Source organism: Acinetobacter sp. ACZLY 512 (genome assembly GCF_023614015.1).
Classification (GTDB): Bacteria; Pseudomonadota; Gammaproteobacteria; order Pseudomonadales; family Moraxellaceae; genus Acinetobacter; species Acinetobacter soli.
In genome coordinates, this window is sequence record NZ_JAKIVI010000007.1 from 111043 (window position 1) to 130509 (window position 19467).

The window sequence follows — 19467 nt, forward strand, 5'->3', positions numbered from 1 at the left end:
CACTCATTGTTCTATACTACGCCTAAATCTTCTTAGAATCGCCTTAAAGCAAAATTAGAACTACACCCCTGCATCTTTCGTTTTAGTTGATTTAAATTGAATCTAAAGCAACTAGAGAGCAGCTGTGATTCTTCAACGATGATGATTAGACTGTGCAATGAATTTTAAACTCAAAATTTCAATTGTCCTAAGTGATCCGAATCAACATCAAATAATACCTCTCAATCCAAAATTTAATGTGGGGTAAGTTGAGGGGTAGAATTACAGTAAAAAAATAAGCCCTTGTAAAAACAAGGGCTTATTTAAATATTTGGCGGAAGCGGTGAGATTCGAACTCACGGAGGACTCACACCCTCGTCGGTTTTCAAGACCGGTGCATTAAACCGCTCTGCCACGCTTCCATGTGCGTAAGAATACAAAGACCGTTTATTTTATTCAAGAAAAATTTTAACGCTTTGCACTCGTTTGCATATTGTTTCATCAAAATTACAGTTCTGCGGCCAATTCTGCACCTTCTCGGATGGCACGCTTGGCATCTAGCTCGGCAGCAAGCTTCGCTCCACCAATAATATGATAGCGTGCCAGTGTCGCCTCCTGTGCTAAAGGCATTAAATCTTTCACTGACTCTTGTCCAGCACAAACCACAACCGTATCTACACGAAGTAGCTGATCATGACCATTTACTTCCACCCACAAGCCTTCATTGGTTACAGCTTTGTACTGCACACCACGCATCATTCGCACCGCATGTTTTTTCAGTTGTGCGCGATGCACCCAGCCTGATGTTTTTCCTAAACCAATTCCCAGCGGTGTGGTTTTACGTTGTAATAAATAAATTTGTCGCACAGGTACTTCTATTTGGACAGGTTGCAGGCCACCTTCGGTAATGTAATTCGGATTAGAGTCGACCCCCCACTCTCGCTGCCAATCCGCCAAGGGCTGGGGCTGAATCTGATGCGCAGGTTTGAGTAAAAATTCAGATACATCAAACCCGATACCACCTGCGCCAATCACGGCCACTTTTTCACCAACTGGAGCACCACGTAATACTTCAGCATACGAAAGAACTTGTGGCAAATCACTGCCTTCAATACGAAGCTGGCGTGGAATAACACCCGTCGCCACAATCACTTCTTCATAGCCCTCGCGCTCGAGTTGCTCACGATTGACGCGTGTGTTTAAACGAACATCTACACCCGTTTTTTCTAGTTGCACTTTGAAATAGCGAATGGTTTCATGAAACTCCTCTTTGCCGGGGATAACTTTGGCCAAGTTAAATTGCCCACCCACTTCAGACGCAGCTTCAAATAACGTCACCTGATGCCCACGACTGGCTGCAACGGTGGCCGCCGACAGCCCTGCGACACCGCCACCTACAACCGCAATTTTTTTCGGTTTTTTGGTTTTGATATACGTTAGCTCGGTTTCGTATGCTGCACGCGGATTGACCAAACACGTTGCACGCTGGTTTTTAAAGGTATGATCGAGGCAAGCCTGATTACAGGCAATACAGGTATTAATTTCATCGACACGATTGGTAGCCACCTTGGTTACCCAAAAAGCATCGGCTAAAAGTGGACGTGCCATCTGAATCATGTCGGCTTTACCTTGTGCCAAGATCTCTTCTGCCACATCTGGCATATTGATTCGATTGGCCGCAATCACAGGTATAGACACGTGCTGTTTCACATAAGCAGTATAATCGACAAAAGCCGCACGCGGTACAGAGGTGACAATGGTTGGAATACGCGCTTCATGCCAGCCAATACCCGTATTGAGTAAGGTAACGCCCACTTTTTCAAGTGCCTGTGCCACCGTAATCACTTCGCTCATGGTATTGCCATCATGAACTAAATCCAGCATAGACAAACGAAAACTAATAATAAATTTTTCACCGACTTTTTCACGAATCGCTTTTACAATTTCAACTGCAAAGCGCATACGGTTTTCAATCTCGCCGCCCCAGCGATCTGTTCGTTGATTGACATGACGGCTCAAGAACTGATTAAGCAAGTAGCCTTCAGAGCCCATAATTTCGATACCATCGTACCCTGCTTTCTTGGCCAGATCGCTACAGCGGGCATAATCTTCAATGGTGTCTAAAATATTGCTTTCCGACATCTGACGCGGTTTAAACGGTGAAATAGGTGATTTAATTGGGCTTGCCGACACCACAAAAGGTTGATAACCGTAGCGACCAGCATGCAAGATCTGCATCAAAATTTTTCCACCATGCTTATGTACGGCATGCGTGACCAAACGATGATGTGGAATATCTGCCAAAGAATTCATGGTTCCACCTGCGGGTAAAAGCCAGCCCTGTCGGTTAGGTGAAATGCCGCCGGTAATGATTAAGCCAACACCGCCTTTCGCTCGCTCTCCAAAGTAGGCTGCAAGTTTCGGATAATTATAAAAACGGTCTTCCAAGCCGGTATGCATAGAGCCCATCACGACTCTATTTTTAATTGTTGTAAAACCTAAATGCAGTGGTTTTAAAATATGTGCATAGCTAGTCATGACGAATCCTTAGGTTGTTATTGGCTTTGCAACTTGTTGCATAATACTTTAATACTTTTTATCGGGGTTGGGATGACCCGAGTGCTTTTTTTACGTGTTAAAAGTGTCAGTTTATTAGTTATCAAAACATTCTTTTGGTTGGTTTACGTCTTATTCTTTGTTTCGAATCGCATCATATTAACGGTGATTATTCAGCTTGATCTATAAGTAAATCTATAAAAACAGCCCTGCTGTACAGAGCTGTTTTTTGAGTTTATTTATGGCTCTGAATGGCAGCAAGTCGCTGTGAACCCAGCTTTAATGAGCTCACTACAATGCCTAAACATATGCAAATCGCACCCAATACAATATTCATGGTTAAAGGCTCATGCCAGAGCAGCGCACCAAAGCATAAGCTCAACACCGGAATACTCATAATCGAGATTGAAGCAACAAAGGTATCGACCTGACTCACAATCCAGTTCCAGAGTACAAACGCAAATCCTGTGCCAACAATTGCAATATAGAACAAGATTGACGCATTCAATGGATCTAGCCAAACATTCAAATCAACCGGTTCCCATGCAAGTGCACCAGCGAGTAATACCACAGCCCCCAGAAGCAATTGCCAAATCGTCAACTTGATTTTGTCATACTCAGCAAATTCTTTCTTAATGTACACCGTCGCCGTGGCCCAGAAGAAACCCGAACTGATTAACAGCAACTCACCCACCACCGACAGATTAAATTGAATGTGTTTAAGCTGCGGCCACATGATCGCGATCAGCCCTGCCACACCCAGTATCAGGCCCAACGTTTTTTGGAAATTCAAGCGTTCATTCAGTAAGAAATGCGCCAAAACACCTACAAAAATTGGCATGGTAAAAGTCAATACCGCCGACAATCCTGAGTCGACAAACTGCATGGCAAAGGTTTGGGTCGCATAAAATCCAAAACAAACCAAGACACTGAGTACAATCATTTTTCGCCATTCATGGCGTGCAGGCAAAATCGAACGTTTCAGTAAAGCCTGTACCAATATCAGGGTTAGGGCAGCCACAATCAAACGTGCGGAAATAAATAAAAATGGAGGAAACACCTGTAAGCTGTGTTTGACCAATCCCCATAATGATCCCCAAACAAGGCACAACAGTGTGATGGCACTGATGACTCGAATATTCACGTTTTCACCCATTTCACAACAAACATGCGCCATTATAGAAAAGAAATGACATCATGAATAATGTTATGTTTTAATATAAGCATCATTTTTTTTAATACCTTGTTGTATTCATCTCTCTAAAAATACATCTTAGGTTCTTTTTGATGCGGAGTTCGGCCATGAATATTGATATTAATGATATCCGATCCTTTGTAAACGTAGCTGAACTCAAAAGCATTTCAGCCGCTGCACAAAAAATGAATTATTTACAATCCAACATGACCGCAAAAATCAAAAAAATTGAGAGTCACTATAATCGTCAGCTATTTATTCGCAAACCCAAAGGGGTTGAACTGACCGAATCTGGCATGCAGTTATACACACAGTACAAAAAAATGATGTTTACTTGGGAAGAAACCGAAAACAAGATTCAACAGCAAGACTCCACTTTACGTTTTGGTACCAATACCAGCTTGGGTGGAATGCGTTTTTACCCTGCATTTAATCAGTTATATAGTGCCTATCCCGATTTGGCACTGACCATGAAAACTGGATCGACCGGTTTTATTGAAGATGAAATTTCACAAGGCCATCTCGATTTTGGCTATGTGCTGGGTCATCCCAAACACAAGCATCTTCAGTACCGTTTAAAGGAACAAGATGAACTGGTGATTATTGGTAAAAATATGATTAATCATGAATCTTTAGACGATTGTCTTGATCATCAAAATATTCTGCTGGCCTGTGAAGAATGCTGCTATGCCACCACACTCAATAAAATTTATACAGAGCGTAATTTAAGCCAAGGCGAATTGGTTCATATTTATGATTATCAAGCACTTATAAATTTTACACAATTGGGAATGGGTGTTTCCATGATTGCAAAATCTTTGTTAAAAAAATACGACATCCAGTATTACAAAGAGCTTCCAGATCAATATCGTAATATTGGACTCTATTTGGTTGCACGGCATGATCACGTATTCACCCCGATTGAAAAACAGTTCATCGAGTTAAATGAATCTCTTGAGGTGAACTAAAAATCTGCATAGGTATAATGTGGCTATTATAAAATATCGCGAGCAGCCTGCGCCGCGCAGCCTTTGATGCCAGCCTTCCAAGCGAAAACATAATTTTGTTTTTTTCAGATGGTCGAGTGAATTATCGGAAAAAATCAATAAAAAAAAGTGCTACAATACCCGCCATTGTGAATTCTCATGACCATCATTTTAGGTCTTTTTATAAACGTTAGGATTAGTAATGACTGATAATGCAACCATTTTGCAGCATGTACCTGTAGGCAAAAAAGTGGGGATTGCCTTCTCTGGTGGTCTAGATACTTCAGCTGCTCTATTGTGGATGAAACAAAAAGGCGCTGAACCATATGCATATACAGCAAACCTAGGTCAGCCCGATGAAGATGACTATGATGCGATTCCAAAGAAAGCTGAGCAGTACGGTGCAGTTAAAGCTCGTCTGATCGACTGCCGTTTGCAGCTTGCACTTGAAGGTATTGCAGCAATCCAATGTGGCGCATTTCATATCAGCACTGGCGGTGTACCTTACTTTAACACCACGCCACTTGGTCGTGCGGTTACTGGGACCATGTTGGTCACTGCCATGAAAGAAGATGATGTCAATATCTGGGGCGACGGCTCGACCTACAAAGGTAACGATATCGAACGTTTTTATCGTTATGGTTTGCTGACCAACCCGAACTTGAAAATTTACAAACCTTGGTTAGACCAAACCTTTATTGACGAACTAGGTGGCCGTGCAGAAATGTCACAGTTCCTGATCGATAATGGTTTTGACTACAAAATGTCGAAAGAAAAAGCATATTCGACCGACTCGAACATGCTAGGTGCAACCCATGAAGCGAAAGATCTCGAATACCTTGATGCCGGTATCAAGATTGTAGATCCGATCATGGGTGTTGCGTTCTGGAAAGATGACGTTGAAATTCAGCCTGAACAAGTCAGCATTACTTTTGAAGAAGGCATGCCAGTTGCCCTCAATGGTCAGCGTATTGAAGATCCGGTTGAATTGATTCTTGAAGCCAACCGTATTGGTGGACGTCATGGCCTAGGTATGTCGGATCAAATTGAAAACCGTATTATCGAAGCAAAATCACGCGGTATTTATGAAGCACCGGGCATGGCACTTATGCATATTGCTTACGAACGTCTGGTGACGGGTATTCACAACGAAGATACCATTGAACAATACCGCATCAACGGCTTACGTTTAGGTCGTTTGTTGTATCAAGGCCGTTGGTTCGATTCACAAGCACTGATGCTGCGTGAAACTGCACAGCGTTGGGTTGCAAAAGCCATTACGGGTACGGTGACTTTAGAATTACGTCGTGGTAACGATTACACCATCATGAACACTGAATCTGCAAACCTGACCTATGAAGCAGAACGCTTAACCATGGAAAAAGGTGATTCGATGTTTACGCCAATGGACCGTATTGGCCAGTTGACTATGCGTAATCTGGATATTACCGATACACGTGCAAAATTGGGCATTTATACCAACTCGGGCCTACTCTCGATTGGTCAAGGCTCAGCTGTACCACAATTAGAGACTAAAACGAAATAATCGTCTGAAATCTCAAATAAAAGCTGTCACCTGACAGCTTTTATTTTTTCTGCACGCACCAACTTTTTGATTAAAAATCCGCTTAGATGCAGTCACTTGAAGCAATTTGAGGTGAATTGTAAGCATTTCCTGTTACCATTTTCAGGGCTTTTGCATTATCATCTGTTTTATTTTGCAGCTTGAATTCCCTTGGATACGATTACTCTTCTGCAGCCAGACGATTGGCATGCGCATTTACGTGACGGAATCGCACTTCAACGTACTGTTCCAGATTTAGCTAACCAGTTTGCTCGCGCGATTTGTATGCCGAACCTTGTCCCACCTGTCAAAACAGTGGAAGAAGCCTTGGCTTACCGTGAACGAATCATGGCGCATGTTCCAGAAGGTGTTCATTTTGATCCGCGTATGGTGCTTTACTTTACCGATCACACCCCAGCGAGCGAAGTCAAAAAAATCAAGGCTTCCGAATTTGTAAACGCGATTAAGCTTTACCCAGCAGGTGCAACCACCAATTCAGATAATGGCGTAAGCGATATCCGCAAAGTCTATGCTGTAATTGAGCAAATGGAAGAGCATCAGGTACCACTGTTACTACATGGTGAAGTCACTCACAACCATGTGGATATTTTTGATCGTGAAAAGCGCTTTCTAGACGAAGTATTGTCTCCGTTACTCAAACAGTTTCCAAAACTTAAACTGGTACTCGAACACATTACCACCAGTGAAGCCGCGCATTTTGTTTTAGAACAAGACCGCAACGTAGCTGCCACCATCACGCCACAGCATCTGCTATTTAACCGTAATGATATGCTGGTCGGTGGGATCAAACCGCATTTTTATTGCCTTCCAATTTTAAAGCGTCAAACGCATCAACAAACCTTGATTGAAGTGGCTACTAGCGGCAATCCAAAATTCTTTTTGGGTACCGACAGCGCACCACATTCGAAAGATGCCAAAGAAAATGCATGTGGTTGTGCAGGTTGCTACAGTGCACCGACAGCCATCGAATTATATGCACAGGCATTTGATCAGGTTGGAAAGATTGAGCGCTTAGAAGGGTTTGCCAGCCATTTTGGTGCCGACTTCTATGGCCTGCCACGCAACACCTCGACCATTACCTTGGTTAAAGAAGATCAGGTGATTCCAGAACAACTGGACTATCTTGAGGGTGAAAAAATTATTCCACTCTATGCAGGTAAAACCATTCAATGGAGAAAAGTGTGACTCAAGAAACCTCCACTCTTCCTGTGATTGGTCAGCGTTTTCGTGGTTTCTTGCCCGTTGTTGTCGATGTCGAGACAGCGGGTTTCAATGCGCATACCGATGCGTTGCTTGAAATCGCCTGTATTCCAATCGTCTATGATGAAGCCGGGCAATTTGTACCGGGTGAAGCCTATCAGGCCCATATCAATCCATTCGAAGGGGCAAATCTTGATCGTCGTTCGCTCGATTTTATCGGGATCGATCCGTTTAATCCGATGCGCATGGCCATGGCAGAAGATGAACGTTCAGCGCTCAAACGTATATTCAAGTCGATTCATGAAGTGCGTAAGCAACAGCAGTGTACTCATGCTGTACTGGTAGGCCACAACGCACATTTTGATTTGGGCTTCTTGCAAGCTGCAATTGCACGTACCAGCACTAAAAATCAAAATCCGTTTCATAGCTTTTCGGTATTCGATACGGTGACCTTAAGTGCAGTTACGTTTGGACAAACAGTACTGGCCAAGGCATGTATACAGGCAGGTATTGAGTTTGATGGCAAGGAAGCACATTCTGCGCTATACGATACGCAAAAGACAGCCGAACTGTTTTGCTATATTTTAAACAAACTCTCTCCACACCTACTTGACACACTCGTGGCGGATCAATAAGATACCGCCATCCTCAACGTCCCTATCGTCTAGAGGCCTAGGACATCGCCCTTTCACGGCGGTAACCGGGGTTCGAATCCCCGTAGGGACGCCATCTTATTTTTCTCTCTTGCATTTTCTTTTATACTGTTTACCTGTGCTCAAACCGAGACATGTCATGCTGAAAAAGATTTTGATCGCTATACTCATTTTATTGCCTTCTGCGCTTTATCTTTATATCGTGCATGACGCACCTAAGAAAACTTCGACTGAACAGTCACCCGCCAACTAAATTTAAAAAACTGCCCAATATTCATACGATTAGCTATTTTTTATTCACTTAATCACATTTCTGCCTTTTTCTTTGCAATGCAAATTGACAGCACAGATTAAACTTCCTATTATACGCACACCTCGCAACGTCCCTATCGTCTAGAGGCCTAGGACATCGCCCTTTCACGGCGGTAACCGGGGTTCGAATCCCCGTAGGGACGCCATCTTATTTTTCTGTTGTATTTCTCTTTTTGCTTATCTCACTGTCTATTCTTTGACTCATGCTGCATTGCACATTTCAGTTTTTTCACTAAAATAGCGCTTTCTTTCATCTTGAAGCGATATTGTCTATGCTGCCGCCAGACTCTACAGACCAACAAGTACTCAGCAGTGCTGCTCCATTAAAACGTGCCATGAGTACTCGTCATTTGGTCATGCTGTCATTAGGTGGTGCGATTGGCACAGGCCTGTTTTTAGGCTCAGGCGAAGTGATTACCCAAACAGGCCCGATTGGTGCTGTGATCGCCTATATGCTGGGCGGTCTGATTGCATATATGGTCATGCTGTGTTTGGGTGAGCTTGCTGTACATATGCCAGTGTCTGGGTCATTTGGTGCCTATGCCAAACGCTATATCGGGCCAGGCACAGGATACATGATTTCGTGGTTATACTGGCTGACATGGACAGCCACGCTAGGTACCGAATTTACTGCCGCGGCATTACTCATGCAAGAATGGTTTCCCCATATCTCGATGTGGATCTGGACCAGTGTTTTTGCAATTACCATTTTTGCACTCAACCTCAGCTCCACGCATATTTTTGCCGAATCTGAATTCTGGTTATCGTTGGTGAAAGTACTGACCGTGATCGGCTTTATTATATTGGGTCTATTGGCCATTTTTGGTCTGATTCATTTTGAGGGCTATCAAACTGCACCGCTGTTTAGCAATCTCACCAGTCATGGTTGGTTTCCTCAAGGTCTGATGCCTATTTTTGCAACCATGCTGATTGTTAACTTTGCCTTTTCAGGCACAGAATTGATTGGCGTTGCGGCAGGTGAAACTAAAGATCCGGCAGTCAATGTACCCAAAGCCATTAATGCAGCCATCTGGCGTTTGCTCATTTTCTTTGTGGGCACTATTGTGGTCATTAGCGCACTGTTGCCTTATGAGGCAACTGGCTTAGGCAATCATGGTGTGAGTAATAGTCCGTTCGTGACGGTATTTCAATATATTGGTATTCCGTATGCAGACCATATTATCCGTTTTGTGATTATCACGGCGCTGCTATCGGCTGCAAACTCTGGTTTATATGCTGCTTCTCGTATGATGTGGTCGCTTTCGAGCCAAAAGCAATTACCGTCTATTTTCTCTAAGCTCACCACCAGTGGTACGCCAATTATTGCCCTCATTGTGACGATGTTTGGTGCGATACCGGGATTATTGTCTGAGCAGTTTGCACCAGAGACTATCTTTAAAAATTTACTGGGCGTTGCGGCTTTTACCATGGTAATTGTCTGGATGAGTATTTGCTGGAGTCAGTTCAACTTTAGACGTCAATGGTATAAAGATGGCCACAGTGTATCTGAGCTCAAATTTGCTGCACCGCTGTTTCCAGTTTTACCGATTCTTGGATTTGTATTTTGCTTGATTACTGGCTTAAGTATGGCACTTGATCCTGAGATGCTTCCTGGTTTTATTGGTTGTTTGATCTTTGTGGCGGGTTGTTATTTAAGTCACTACATATTTTACCGTAATCAAAACTAAAGCGGTTAAAAGGTACAATACTCATTGGAAAGTGTAGCAAAATCGCTACACTTTTTTTATTTAGATCACTGGTTTAGCGCATCATTCTTCTGTAAATTTTAAGTCAATATAAGAATAAATAAGCCTGATCACGATGAAAATTGTATTTGTTCATGGCGCCCAGCAACAAAAAATGGATGCCTCACAGCTTCAAGACTACTGGTTGAATATCTTTCAACTTGGGCTGAATCATTCTGCAAAACACATCGAACTCGATACGCTGGATATCTCCTTTCCTTATTATGGTGATTTACTGTTTAAGCACATGCTCAGTTTTAGTACTGAGCCGATCAATTTACTTGGAGATACTTGGCAAGAATGGCATCTGCCTTTTTTACTTCCACATGAATCTCAGCCTGTAGATGACAGCCAGCCGCTCATTTCACTCACATCTGACACCGACGAAGAACTTTCATTTACTTCAAAACTTTATCTTTTTTCACATTTAGCCAAAGATCGCGTACTTAAAGAATTTGTGGTGCTGCTCAACAAATTTCCCAAATTACATGAAAGCGTGATTCAAAAACTGATTATTGAGGCGTATTTATATCTGGCGAGTCCAGACTTTATGCAGGATGTACACAAGCGTATTGCATCTGCCTTTGACAGCGACGATGAGTATATTATTGTGGCGCATTCTCTGGGTACAGTCATCGCGTACAACCTATTACAGCAATTGCCTCACATACGCGTACAACGCTTTATTACGCTTGCTTCACCACTGGCCTTTCAGGTGATTCAATCGAAGCTCAACATGCCAGTAGAACGTCCTAGATCGCTTATAGGAGATTGGCACAATTTCTATTCGCAAGAAGATTATCTCACCACCTTTCCTCTCGATCAGGCACCATTTGATTTTCATCCTCCAATTGAGAATCAATTGATTTCAACCTTTGTCAATCGTCCGCATGAAATTATTGGCTACCTACAACATCCTTCCGTCATTGAGCGTATTGTAGAACCGCTTTATCCAGATCCGGCGCTTTATCTGGATTACGGTTAATAAGTAGTGCCAGATTTTGAATCAACACTTCAACTCAACAAGCCACACAAAGCGCTACATTTTTTTGATGTAAGCTCAATCTATAGGCCATAAAAAGTATCACTATGCATATTGTGTTTATTCATGGTATGAATCAGCAGCAATTGAATGCACAGAGCCTACGTAAGCACTGGCTCAGCGTGCTCAAGCATGGGCTAAGCCGGAATCATTTGTTGTTTCAATTCGACTCACATCAGTTGCATTTTCCTTTTTATGGCGATTTACTGACCCAATTTCATTTAAGCAATCGCCTTGACCTCGATACATTTTTACCTAAATCACTGCTCTCACTTCACTTGCCTGCTCATCTTCATATTCCCTCATTCGCTCTTTTTAAAGAAAAACAAGCCAGTGGGCATGCACATCTATTTGATTTAGCAATGATAAAGAAGAAATTGCTTGATGAGCGCTTGACCGCAAAAGATCAATCTTTAAAAGAACTGATGGTACTTCTAGATCACTTTCCAACATTACATGAAGAGCTGATGCATACATTTCTGATCGAAACTTATTGTTATTTGGCAAATCAAAGTTTCATGCAACGTGTTCATCAACGTATACGTATTGGTATTCCTGTTCAGCAGCCGTGTATTATTGTGGCGCACTCCTTAGGATCGGTGATTGCCTATAATCTGCTACGCCAAATGCGTAATATCTCTAATATCCAAGGCTTTATTACACTTGGCTCCCCTCTGGCGTTTCGTGTCATTCAGCAACACCTCATACAGCCGATCAGTTACCCCGAATGTCTACATGGTGTGTGGCATAATTTTTATTCTCATGATGATTTTCTCACAGCATTTCCACTTGAAAAGCCCCCATTCGATTTTGATCCACCTATTTTGAATCATGAAATTTCGACTTCGAGTGCACATCCACATGAGATTTCTGGTTATTTGCAAAATATTGAGGTGCTCAAAGCACTGATCGAAAGTTGTCAGAGCCGCTAAACGATATTCAGCTCAAAATATATTCATTATGTTTGATTTTTTGATTTAAAATAAATGAAATGCGGTATTTTTAAACACTCATCGCTAAATTACAGTTTTTTTTAGGAAAACAGTTTGACAGACTCAGGAATTAAACCTAATATACGCCCACCTCTGAAACGTCCCTATCGTCTAGAGGCCTAGGACATCGCCCTTTCACGGCGGTAACCGGGGTTCGAATCCCCGTAGGGACGCCAATTTCAGATACAGCCTCATTATAAGTCCCTATCGTCTAGAGGCCTAGGACATCGCCCTTTCACGGCGGTAACCGGGGTTCGAATCCCCGTAGGGACGCCAAATTCGATCATTAAGATCATAAAAAAAGCCTCACAAAATGTGAGGCTTTTTTATTTTAGGTTTTAAATCTTAATTAGACCTAAAACCCTTAACTATGACTTATGCAGATTTTCTCGAATTCACACGTCCCTGAATGACCGCTTTAATATTGCCTTTGGCATAATTTAGAAAGACCAATAAAGGCGATAGTTTTGGATTTGGCGTTTTGCCTTTTCCAATGGTTTTAAACTGCGCGGCGTACCAGATAATTTCCATAATGGCCATCTTATCAACAAAAGGTAAGCCAGTTTTAATCGGTTTTACTGCATATCTTACATCCTGCCCTGCAATAAGACGCTGCGTCAAATCAGGCTCTACTGCAAACGGGCGCGCAATCCCGATAAAATCACATGCACCACTTTTTAAAGCTGCATTCATTCCCTCAACTGTACGAAAGCCACCAGTCACCATCAGTTTGCATGACACATGCTGACGAATTTTTTCTGCAAAATCTAAAAAGTAAGCTTCACGTGCAATGGTACTGGCTTTACGTTTATCTGCTTTTACTCCGGCCATTGCGGGTGCTTCATAACTCCCACCAGAGATTTCGATGATATCGATACCCGCAGCATCAATTGCCTTAAAGACAGCAATTACATCCTCTTCTGTAATACCGCCACGCTGGAAATCTGCTGAATTGAGTTTGACTGAAATAATGAAATCTTCAGATGTGGCCGCGCGTACCGCACGGTAAATTTCAAGCAAAAAGCGCATACGGTTTTCAATGCTGCCTCCCCATTGATCTTGGCGTTTATTGGTGAGTGGCGATAAAAACTGACTGATCAAGTAACCATGCGCACCATGTAGTTGCACGCCTTCAAAACCTGCTTGCTCACACACGGAAGCTGCTTTGGCAAAGCGCTGTATAATCTCTTCAATTTCGTCGTGGCGAAGTTCACGCGGTGTTGCAAAGAGTGGTGCCAATGCGGCGCTAAATGGCACTGCCGATGGTGCTACGGTTTCTTTGTTTAAACCTTTTGGACACTGACGCCCCGGATGCGAAAGTTGAATCAACTGCACCATGCCATACTGTTTACCAATTTGTGCCCAGTGCTTAAGCTGAGCCAGATCACGTTCATTTTCAATGGCTACAACGCCTGGCTCATTCTTGGCACGAATATCAACCATCACATTACCCGTTATGGCACAACCCAACTCACCTTTGGCCCATGCTTCATAGAGTCCGTAATGTAAGGTATTTGGCTGACCTGCTTCATTGGCCAGTGCTTCACTCATCGCACCTTTGATAATTCGGTTTTTAAAAGTGGTATTGCGTATTTTAAGTGGCTCAGCGATTTGATTCATGACATTGCTCGGCAAGTTGTAGCTGTTTTCTTATCAATTTAGTTTAAACAGGCCTACTGTCAAGCCAAAACCGACAAACTGACAACATATATTGTCAAATTATTAATACTGACTGGCTTGAAGCAACTGCCGGGTATAGTCCGTTTGTGGTGAAACAAATAAAGTTTCAGTGTCTTGAAATTCCATCACGGTGCCATGCTTGAGCACCATCACCTGCTGGCAAAGCGCCCTGACCACTTGTAAATCATGACTGATAAACACATAGCTAATGTGTTCATCTGCTTGAAGCTGGCGCAGCAACTTTACAATCGCGCGCTGTGTGGTGCGGTCTAAGGCTGAGGTCGGTTCATCGAGCACAATCAGTTTTGGCTGAAGTATCAAAGCTCTTGCTAAAGCGATACGTTGTCGCTGCCCGCCAGATAACTGATGCGGATAACGATGCTTGAACGCTGGTGTTAGCTCAACCTTCTCAAGCGCAGCATCGATCAATGCTTCTCGCTCATGTGCGGCAACACGCTTTAATGCCAGCCCCTCTCCAACAATTTGTGCAACATTCATTCGCGGATTCAGGCTACTAAACGGATCTTGAAATACCATCTGGATCGATTGACGAATAGGCCGCAGTTGGCTTTCTTTCAGTTGATTCAGATTTTCTCCAAGAAATACAATCTCGCCATCACTTTCAATCAATCGCGTAATCGCCAGTGCCAATGTGGATTTACCCGAACCACTTTCTCCCACAATCCCAAGGGTATTGCCTTGCTGAAGCTGAAAACTCAGCGGTGCCAGTGCGCTAAAGTAATTTTGAGTTCGCCAGAATAAGCTGTTTTGAAGCGGATACTTCACCGAAAGATGATGAACGCCTAAAACTTCTTGATCAGATGACATCGGAAGTGCACGTCCAAAGTCGTGATCAAGCAGATGACGTGTATAGGCTGTCTGTGGTCGCTCAAACAATTCTTTCGCTGTAGACTGTTCTTCGACCCGACCTTGATTCATTACAATCACGTCATCGGCATAGCGTTTTACCAAGTTCAGATCATGACTGATCAAGATCAATCCCATACCAGATTGGCGCTGCAATGACTTGAGCAAGTCCAGAATCTGCGCTTGTAAGGTCACATCAAGCGCTGTGGTGGGTTCATCGGCAATCAAAATTTCAGGCTGTTGTGCCAGTGCCATGGCAATCATGACGCGCTGGCGTTGCCCGCCAGACAGCTCATGCGGATAACGTCTAAGCTTTTGCTCTGGCTCTGGGATTCCCACATCATTGAGCAATTCAATCACACGCGCACGAACACGTGCTTTTGACCAGCCACGAAGTCTGAGCATTTCACCCACGATTTTTTCAACTCGATGCAGCGGATTCAGTGCAGTCATGGGTTCTTGAAAAATCATGGCAATTTTACTGCCCCGAAGCTGCTGTAACCCTTGAGTTGTGAGCTTAAATAAATTCTGATCGTGAAAATGTGCAGTGCCCGAAATTTGAAGCTGCTCTGGAAGTAAACCCAATAAAGCCAGACTGCTAATCGATTTACCAGAGCCACTTTCCCCCACGATTGCCAAGGTTTGCCCGGCGTGTAAGTCGAAGCTTAAGTCATCGACTAAAAGCTGATGAGCATCTAGCGCAATGCGTAAATGCTCAACCTGTAATAATGGGGTATTAGCGTCTTGGGTCGAATGCATCACGCGTGGCCTCTCCGACATAAATCAATAATGACAAAACCAGCGCCAGCGTAAAAAAGCCAGAGAGCGCCAGCCACGGTGCATTGAGATTATTTTTCCCTTGTAGCAGCAGTTCTCCCAATGATGCAGCATCTGGAGGTAAACCATAGCCCAAAAAGTCCAGTGCCGTTAGCGCAGTAATATTGGCAGTAAGCATAAACGGCAATTGGGAGAGGCTTGAGCTGATGGCATTGGGTAAAATATGCCGGAAAATGATAGTCCGATCAGCTACGCCCAAAGCACGTGCAGCGCGTACATAGTCAAAATTTCGAGCGCGCAAGAATTCAGCCCGCACCAACCCCACCAATGCCGTCCAGCCAAACAGCAGCATAATCACAAATAACCAGTAGACACTTGGGGTAAACATACTGACCAAGATCATGACCATAAACAGCATGGGTAATCCGCCCCACACCTCTAGCACCCGCTGACCAATCAAATCGACCCAGCCACCATAATAGCCCTGTAGTGCCCCAATCAAAATTCCGATAAAGGCGGCACAGAGAGTCAAGGCAAATCCAAATAAAAGAGACACGCGCAAGCCATATAAAATACGCGCCAATACGTCACGGCCCTGATCGTCTGTCCCCAGCCAGTTTTGCTGCGACGGAGGCGATGGCACAGGCACAGCCAGCTCTAGGTTAGGCGTTTGATATGAAAATGGAATCACAGGCCAAAGTGCCCATCCATCACGATCGATGAGTTGCTGCACGGCTGGATCTTTATAATCTGTTTCGGTTTCAAATATCCCGCCAAAAGTTGTTTCTGGATAGGACTGGATCACTGGAAAATAATAGGATTGTTGATACTTCACCACCAAAGGCTTGTCGTTGGCAATTAATTCAGAGAAAATCGCCAGTACAAAAATCACTGCAAAAACAATTAAGCAGATAAAACCTAACCGGTTTTGTTTAAAACGTGCAAGACGCTGCTGCATCACTGGAGACATTATTTTGCTCCTCGCGCGTCGAAATTGATTCTCGGATCGATGATTTGATACAGCACATCACTGACCAGTCTGAGCAGCAGCCCAAGTAAAGTAAATAAAAACAACGTGCCAAAAATCACCGGATAATCGCGCTGCGTAATCGCTTCAAAACCCAATAAACCAATCCCATCTAAATTGAAAATAATTTCAATAAACAGGTTTCCCACAAAGAAAATACCAATCAATGCTTCAGGTAAACCCGCAATCACAATCAGCATGGCATTTCGAAAAACATGCCCGTATAAAACCCGCGTTTCACTTAAACCCTTGGCGCGTGCTGCCAGCACATACTGCTTTCCTAGCTCTTCCATAAAGGCGTATTTGGTTAGATAGGTTAAACCCGCAAATCCGCCCAGCAACATGGTGGTTAAAGGCAATGCCATATGCCAGAAATAGTCTTTTATTTTATTGAGTAAACTCAAATTCTGAAAATTTTCCGAAACCAGTCCTTGCAGTGGAAACCACTGAAAATATGAACCGCCCGCAAAAAATACGATCAACAGTACCCCAAATACAAAAGTAGGTACCGCATAACCAACCGCTAGCAAAATAGATGTCGACTTATCAAAGATTAATCCATGCTGGCGTGCCTTTCGAATGCCAAGCGGAATTGAAATCAGATAAATCAGCAAAGTACTCCATAACCCCAAAGAAATGGTGACCGGCATTTTCTCAAATAGTAACTGCGTAACAGGTTTATCTTTAAAAAAACTGGTTCCAAAATCAAGACGCAAATATCCGTTCAACATCAGCCAAAAACGTTCTGGTGCAGACTTATCAAATCCATATTGCGCCTTAATTTTTTCGACCATTTCGGGCGTCAGACCACGCGCACCCTGATAATGGGTATCTGTACTGACAGAAGCAGTTTCTCCCCCGGTTTTTACACCTGAAAAACTTTCTGCCTGCTGAATAGCTTGCTCGACTGGTCCACCCGGTGCAATTTGCACCACGACAAAATTGATCAATAAAATCAGAAATAATGTCGGAATAATCAAGAACAGACGTTTAATAATATAAGCACCCATGCGCATACTCCTTGATTATTCTTGTTTACGCAAATAGCGGGCAACACGCTGTGCTTTTTCAGGATTGGACCACCAGTAATCATAACCTACCGATAACGCTGGCTTCACTTTAGGACGTTCATACATGTCCCAGTATGCATACCAGTTACCCGCTTTTCCATAGGTCAAAATCTGGTAATAACCAGCCCGAAGCAACCGATCCAATACCTTGGTACTGGCCACCAGCTCATCTCGTGAATTGGCATGAATTACGCGCTGAATCACCGCATCAATGACAGGATCCTGAATTCCAGAATAATTATAATTTCCAACCTGATTGGCCGCTGCACTTCCCCAAAATTGCGCCTGCTCATTGCCCGGTGTTAAAGATTGTGGCAAGGCCATTGTGGTTAAATCGAAGTCATTGCGGCGCATGCGTTCCACATATTGTGGCGTATCGACCAAACGGATATTCACCGTAATGCCCAAGCGCTTTAAATTGCGAACAAAAGGCATCAGGGTGCGCTGTAAACTGTCCTGATGAATCAACAGCTCAAGCTGAACAGGACGCCCCTGTTTATCTTTTAAAGTCTGATGCTGAACCGTATAGCCTGCCTCAATTAGTAACTGTCTTGCTTTAAGCAAGCTATTACGATTAAAGCCACTGGCATCGGAAACAGGATAACGCCAATTGGCCAAAACACCCTCACGCACAATCGGATCAAGTTTGGGCAAGAAAGGCGCTAGAATTTTTTGCTCTGCCGCAGATGGCGTTCCTGTTGCAGCCAGTTCACTGTTATTAAAATAACTCTGTAGACGTTGATATTGACCATAAAACAAAGCTTTATTTTGCCATTCAAAATCGTAGGCATAACTGATGGCACGTCTTAACTTGATATCGCTTAAAGGTCTGTGCCGCGTATTCATGACAATACTTTGTGTCGTCATGGGATTACGGTGCTCAAAGACATATTTTTTAATCATGCCGGACTTAAACGCCGGGAAGTCATAGCCTGTCACCCACTTACGCGACATAAATTCTTCATGCAAGGTGTATTGGCCCGACTTAAACCCCTCAAATGCAATGTCTAAATTACGATAATAGACATATTTTAAGCGATCAAAATTGTAGCGCCCCTGATTCACGGCTAAATCTTTAGCCCAGTATTTAGGATTACGTTTGTACGTAACACTTCGGCCCGGATCGATGCGCTCAATCAAATAAGGCCCCGACCCTAAAATCGGCTGGAGCGTGACTCGAGTGAAGTCCTTATGCTGCCAGTCTTTTTTTGAGTAAATGGGTAGGCTGGCCAAAATCATCGGCATTTCAAGATTACTTTTGGACTTAAAACTAAACTTGATGCGGTACTTCGACAGCACCTCGGTTTTGGCCAGATCTGCAATGTACATTTGCAGGCCCGGATTGGCCTTGGTTTGATACGTATCAAAGCTAAATTTGACATCTTCGGCAGTCAGAGGAGAGCCATCACTAAAACGTGCTTGCGGATTTAAATCAAAAATCACGAAGCTTGGGTGCTGTTGATCAAAGGTGGCCGTTTTAGCCAGCAAGGGATACATTACCCCGGGTTCATCTAGCGAGCTAGACATCAAACTGTCAAAGACATAATTAATACCGTCGGTCGAACTGCCCTTGCCATTCATGCTATTCAAATTATCGAAGGTGCCATTACTCGACTGAATTAAGATTCCGCCTTTGGGTGCCTTGGGGTTGGCATAAGGCATGTGCGTTAGTGCTTGATATTTGGGCTGGGTACGAATGGCGATATAGGGTGTGGTGGTAACGGCGGCAAAACAACTTAAAGAAAAAACACCAAGCCCCAATGCGAGGCTAAGTGTTTTCATTACATATGCATTCTTGGCG

The 19467-nt window shown here is 43.5% G+C and carries 14 protein-coding genes and 5 tRNA genes; 11 read left to right on the forward strand and 8 right to left on the reverse strand.

Annotation, left to right across the window (positions count from 1 at the left end; all coding sequences use genetic code 11):
- Positions 1–311: 311 nt before the first annotated feature.
- From L2096_RS09495 to L2096_RS09505, 3 genes are all read right to left on the reverse strand, one after another.
- Positions 312–401, reverse strand: a tRNA-Ser gene (locus L2096_RS09495).
- 85 nt (positions 402–486) lie between these two features.
- A complete protein-coding gene (locus L2096_RS09500) occupies positions 487–2517 on the reverse strand; it encodes an NADPH-dependent 2,4-dienoyl-CoA reductase (protein WP_250365299.1) in 2031 nt (676 codons plus the stop codon).
- A gap of 253 nt (positions 2518–2770) precedes the next feature.
- A complete protein-coding gene (locus L2096_RS09505) occupies positions 2771–3679 on the reverse strand; it encodes a DMT family transporter (protein ID WP_119025510.1) in 909 nt (302 codons plus the stop codon).
- Between the two features lie 158 nt (positions 3680–3837).
- Here L2096_RS09505 and L2096_RS09510 point away from each other — a divergent pair, with 158 nt between their 5' ends.
- From L2096_RS09510 to L2096_RS09560, 11 genes are all read left to right on the forward strand, one after another.
- Positions 3838–4698, forward strand: a complete 861-nt coding sequence (locus L2096_RS09510; RefSeq protein WP_004936290.1) for a LysR family transcriptional regulator — start codon at positions 3838–3840, stop codon at positions 4696–4698.
- A gap of 220 nt (positions 4699–4918) precedes the next feature.
- Positions 4919–6262, forward strand: a complete 1344-nt coding sequence (argG, locus tag L2096_RS09515) for an argininosuccinate synthase (protein ID WP_004936287.1) — start codon at positions 4919–4921, stop codon at positions 6260–6262.
- A 189-nt stretch (positions 6263–6451) separates the two neighbouring features.
- Positions 6452–7486 carry a dihydroorotase gene (gene pyrC / locus L2096_RS09520; RefSeq protein WP_076032785.1) on the forward strand — a complete coding sequence of 345 codons (1035 nt, stop codon included), beginning with the start codon at positions 6452–6454 and terminating at the stop codon, positions 7484–7486.
- A complete protein-coding gene (rnt, locus tag L2096_RS09525) occupies positions 7471–8136 on the forward strand; it encodes a ribonuclease T (protein ID WP_004936280.1) in 666 nt (221 codons plus the stop codon). Before pyrC ends, rnt begins: the two co-directional genes overlap by 16 nt.
- 18 nt (positions 8137–8154) lie before the next feature.
- Positions 8155–8230, forward strand: a tRNA-Glu gene (locus tag L2096_RS09530).
- Positions 8231–8536: 306 nt separating this feature from the next.
- Positions 8537–8612: transfer RNA gene (locus L2096_RS09535), tRNA-Glu, on the forward strand.
- A gap of 126 nt (positions 8613–8738) precedes the next feature.
- Positions 8739–10154 carry an amino acid permease gene (locus L2096_RS09540; protein WP_004946267.1) on the forward strand — a complete coding sequence of 472 codons (1416 nt, stop codon included), beginning with the start codon at positions 8739–8741 and terminating at the stop codon, positions 10152–10154.
- Positions 10155–10287: 133 nt separating this feature from the next.
- Positions 10288–11196, forward strand: coding sequence for a lipase family protein (locus tag L2096_RS09545; protein ID WP_250365300.1), 909 nt, complete (start codon positions 10288–10290; stop codon positions 11194–11196).
- A 104-nt stretch (positions 11197–11300) separates the two neighbouring features.
- On the forward strand, positions 11301–12185 hold the full coding sequence (locus L2096_RS09550) for a hypothetical protein (protein WP_250365301.1): 885 nt from the start codon (positions 11301–11303) through the stop codon (positions 12183–12185).
- A 160-nt stretch (positions 12186–12345) separates the two neighbouring features.
- Positions 12346–12421, forward strand: a tRNA-Glu gene (locus tag L2096_RS09555).
- Between the two features lie 24 nt (positions 12422–12445).
- Positions 12446–12521 (forward strand) — tRNA-Glu (locus L2096_RS09560).
- A gap of 99 nt (positions 12522–12620) precedes the next feature.
- On the opposite strand, the gene L2096_RS09565 is transcribed toward L2096_RS09560, so the two are convergent.
- From L2096_RS09565 to L2096_RS09585, 5 genes are all read right to left on the reverse strand, one after another.
- Positions 12621–13865, reverse strand: coding sequence for an NADH:flavin oxidoreductase/NADH oxidase family protein (locus L2096_RS09565; RefSeq protein WP_004936266.1), 1245 nt, complete (start codon positions 13863–13865; stop codon positions 12621–12623).
- Between the two features lie 102 nt (positions 13866–13967).
- Positions 13968–15551 (reverse strand): ABC transporter ATP-binding protein, encoded by a 1584-nt coding sequence (locus L2096_RS09570; RefSeq protein WP_250365318.1) that lies wholly within the window; start codon positions 15549–15551, stop codon positions 13968–13970.
- The gene (locus L2096_RS09575; protein WP_048764143.1) at positions 15529–16539 is read right to left on the reverse strand and encodes an ABC transporter permease; all 1011 of its coding nucleotides are present in this window, start codon (positions 16537–16539) and stop codon (positions 15529–15531) included. The genes L2096_RS09570 and L2096_RS09575 overlap by 23 nt, the downstream gene beginning before the upstream one ends.
- Complete coding sequence (gene yejB, locus L2096_RS09580) at positions 16539–17606, reverse strand: microcin C ABC transporter permease YejB (protein WP_119689666.1); 1068 nt, start codon at positions 17604–17606, stop codon at positions 16539–16541. Before yejB ends, L2096_RS09575 begins: the two co-directional genes overlap by 1 nt.
- 15 nt (positions 17607–17621) lie before the next feature.
- Positions 17622–19448, reverse strand: a complete 1827-nt coding sequence (locus L2096_RS09585; RefSeq protein ID WP_228146730.1) for an extracellular solute-binding protein — start codon at positions 19446–19448, stop codon at positions 17622–17624.
- Between the last annotated feature and the right edge of the window lie 19 nt (positions 19449–19467).

Excerpts from the sequence above, each read along its gene's own strand:
- L2096_RS09500 (WP_250365299.1), bottom strand. The coding sequence starts at position 2,517 with ATGACTAGCTATGCACATATTTTAAAACCACTGCATTTAGGTTTTACA.
- L2096_RS09510 (WP_004936290.1), top strand. The coding sequence starts at position 3,838 with ATGAATATTGATATTAATGATATCCGATCCTTTGTAAACGTAGCTGAA.
- argG (WP_004936287.1), top strand. The coding sequence starts at position 4,919 with ATGACTGATAATGCAACCATTTTGCAGCATGTACCTGTAGGCAAAAAA.
- rnt (WP_004936280.1), top strand. The coding sequence starts at position 7,471 with ATGGAGAAAAGTGTGACTCAAGAAACCTCCACTCTTCCTGTGATTGGT.
- L2096_RS09540 (WP_004946267.1), top strand. The coding sequence starts at position 8,739 with ATGCTGCCGCCAGACTCTACAGACCAACAAGTACTCAGCAGTGCTGCT.
- L2096_RS09545 (WP_250365300.1), top strand. The coding sequence starts at position 10,288 with ATGAAAATTGTATTTGTTCATGGCGCCCAGCAACAAAAAATGGATGCC.
- L2096_RS09550 (WP_250365301.1), top strand. The coding sequence starts at position 11,301 with ATGCATATTGTGTTTATTCATGGTATGAATCAGCAGCAATTGAATGCA.
- L2096_RS09565 (WP_004936266.1), bottom strand. The coding sequence starts at position 13,865 with ATGAATCAAATCGCTGAGCCACTTAAAATACGCAATACCACTTTTAAA.
- L2096_RS09570 (WP_250365318.1), bottom strand. The coding sequence starts at position 15,551 with ATGCATTCGACCCAAGACGCTAATACCCCATTATTACAGGTTGAGCAT.
- L2096_RS09575 (WP_048764143.1), bottom strand. The coding sequence starts at position 16,539 with ATGTCTCCAGTGATGCAGCAGCGTCTTGCACGTTTTAAACAAAACCGG.
- yejB (WP_119689666.1), bottom strand. The coding sequence starts at position 17,606 with ATGGGTGCTTATATTATTAAACGTCTGTTCTTGATTATTCCGACATTA.
- L2096_RS09585 (WP_228146730.1), bottom strand. The coding sequence starts at position 19,448 with ATGAAAACACTTAGCCTCGCATTGGGGCTTGGTGTTTTTTCTTTAAGT.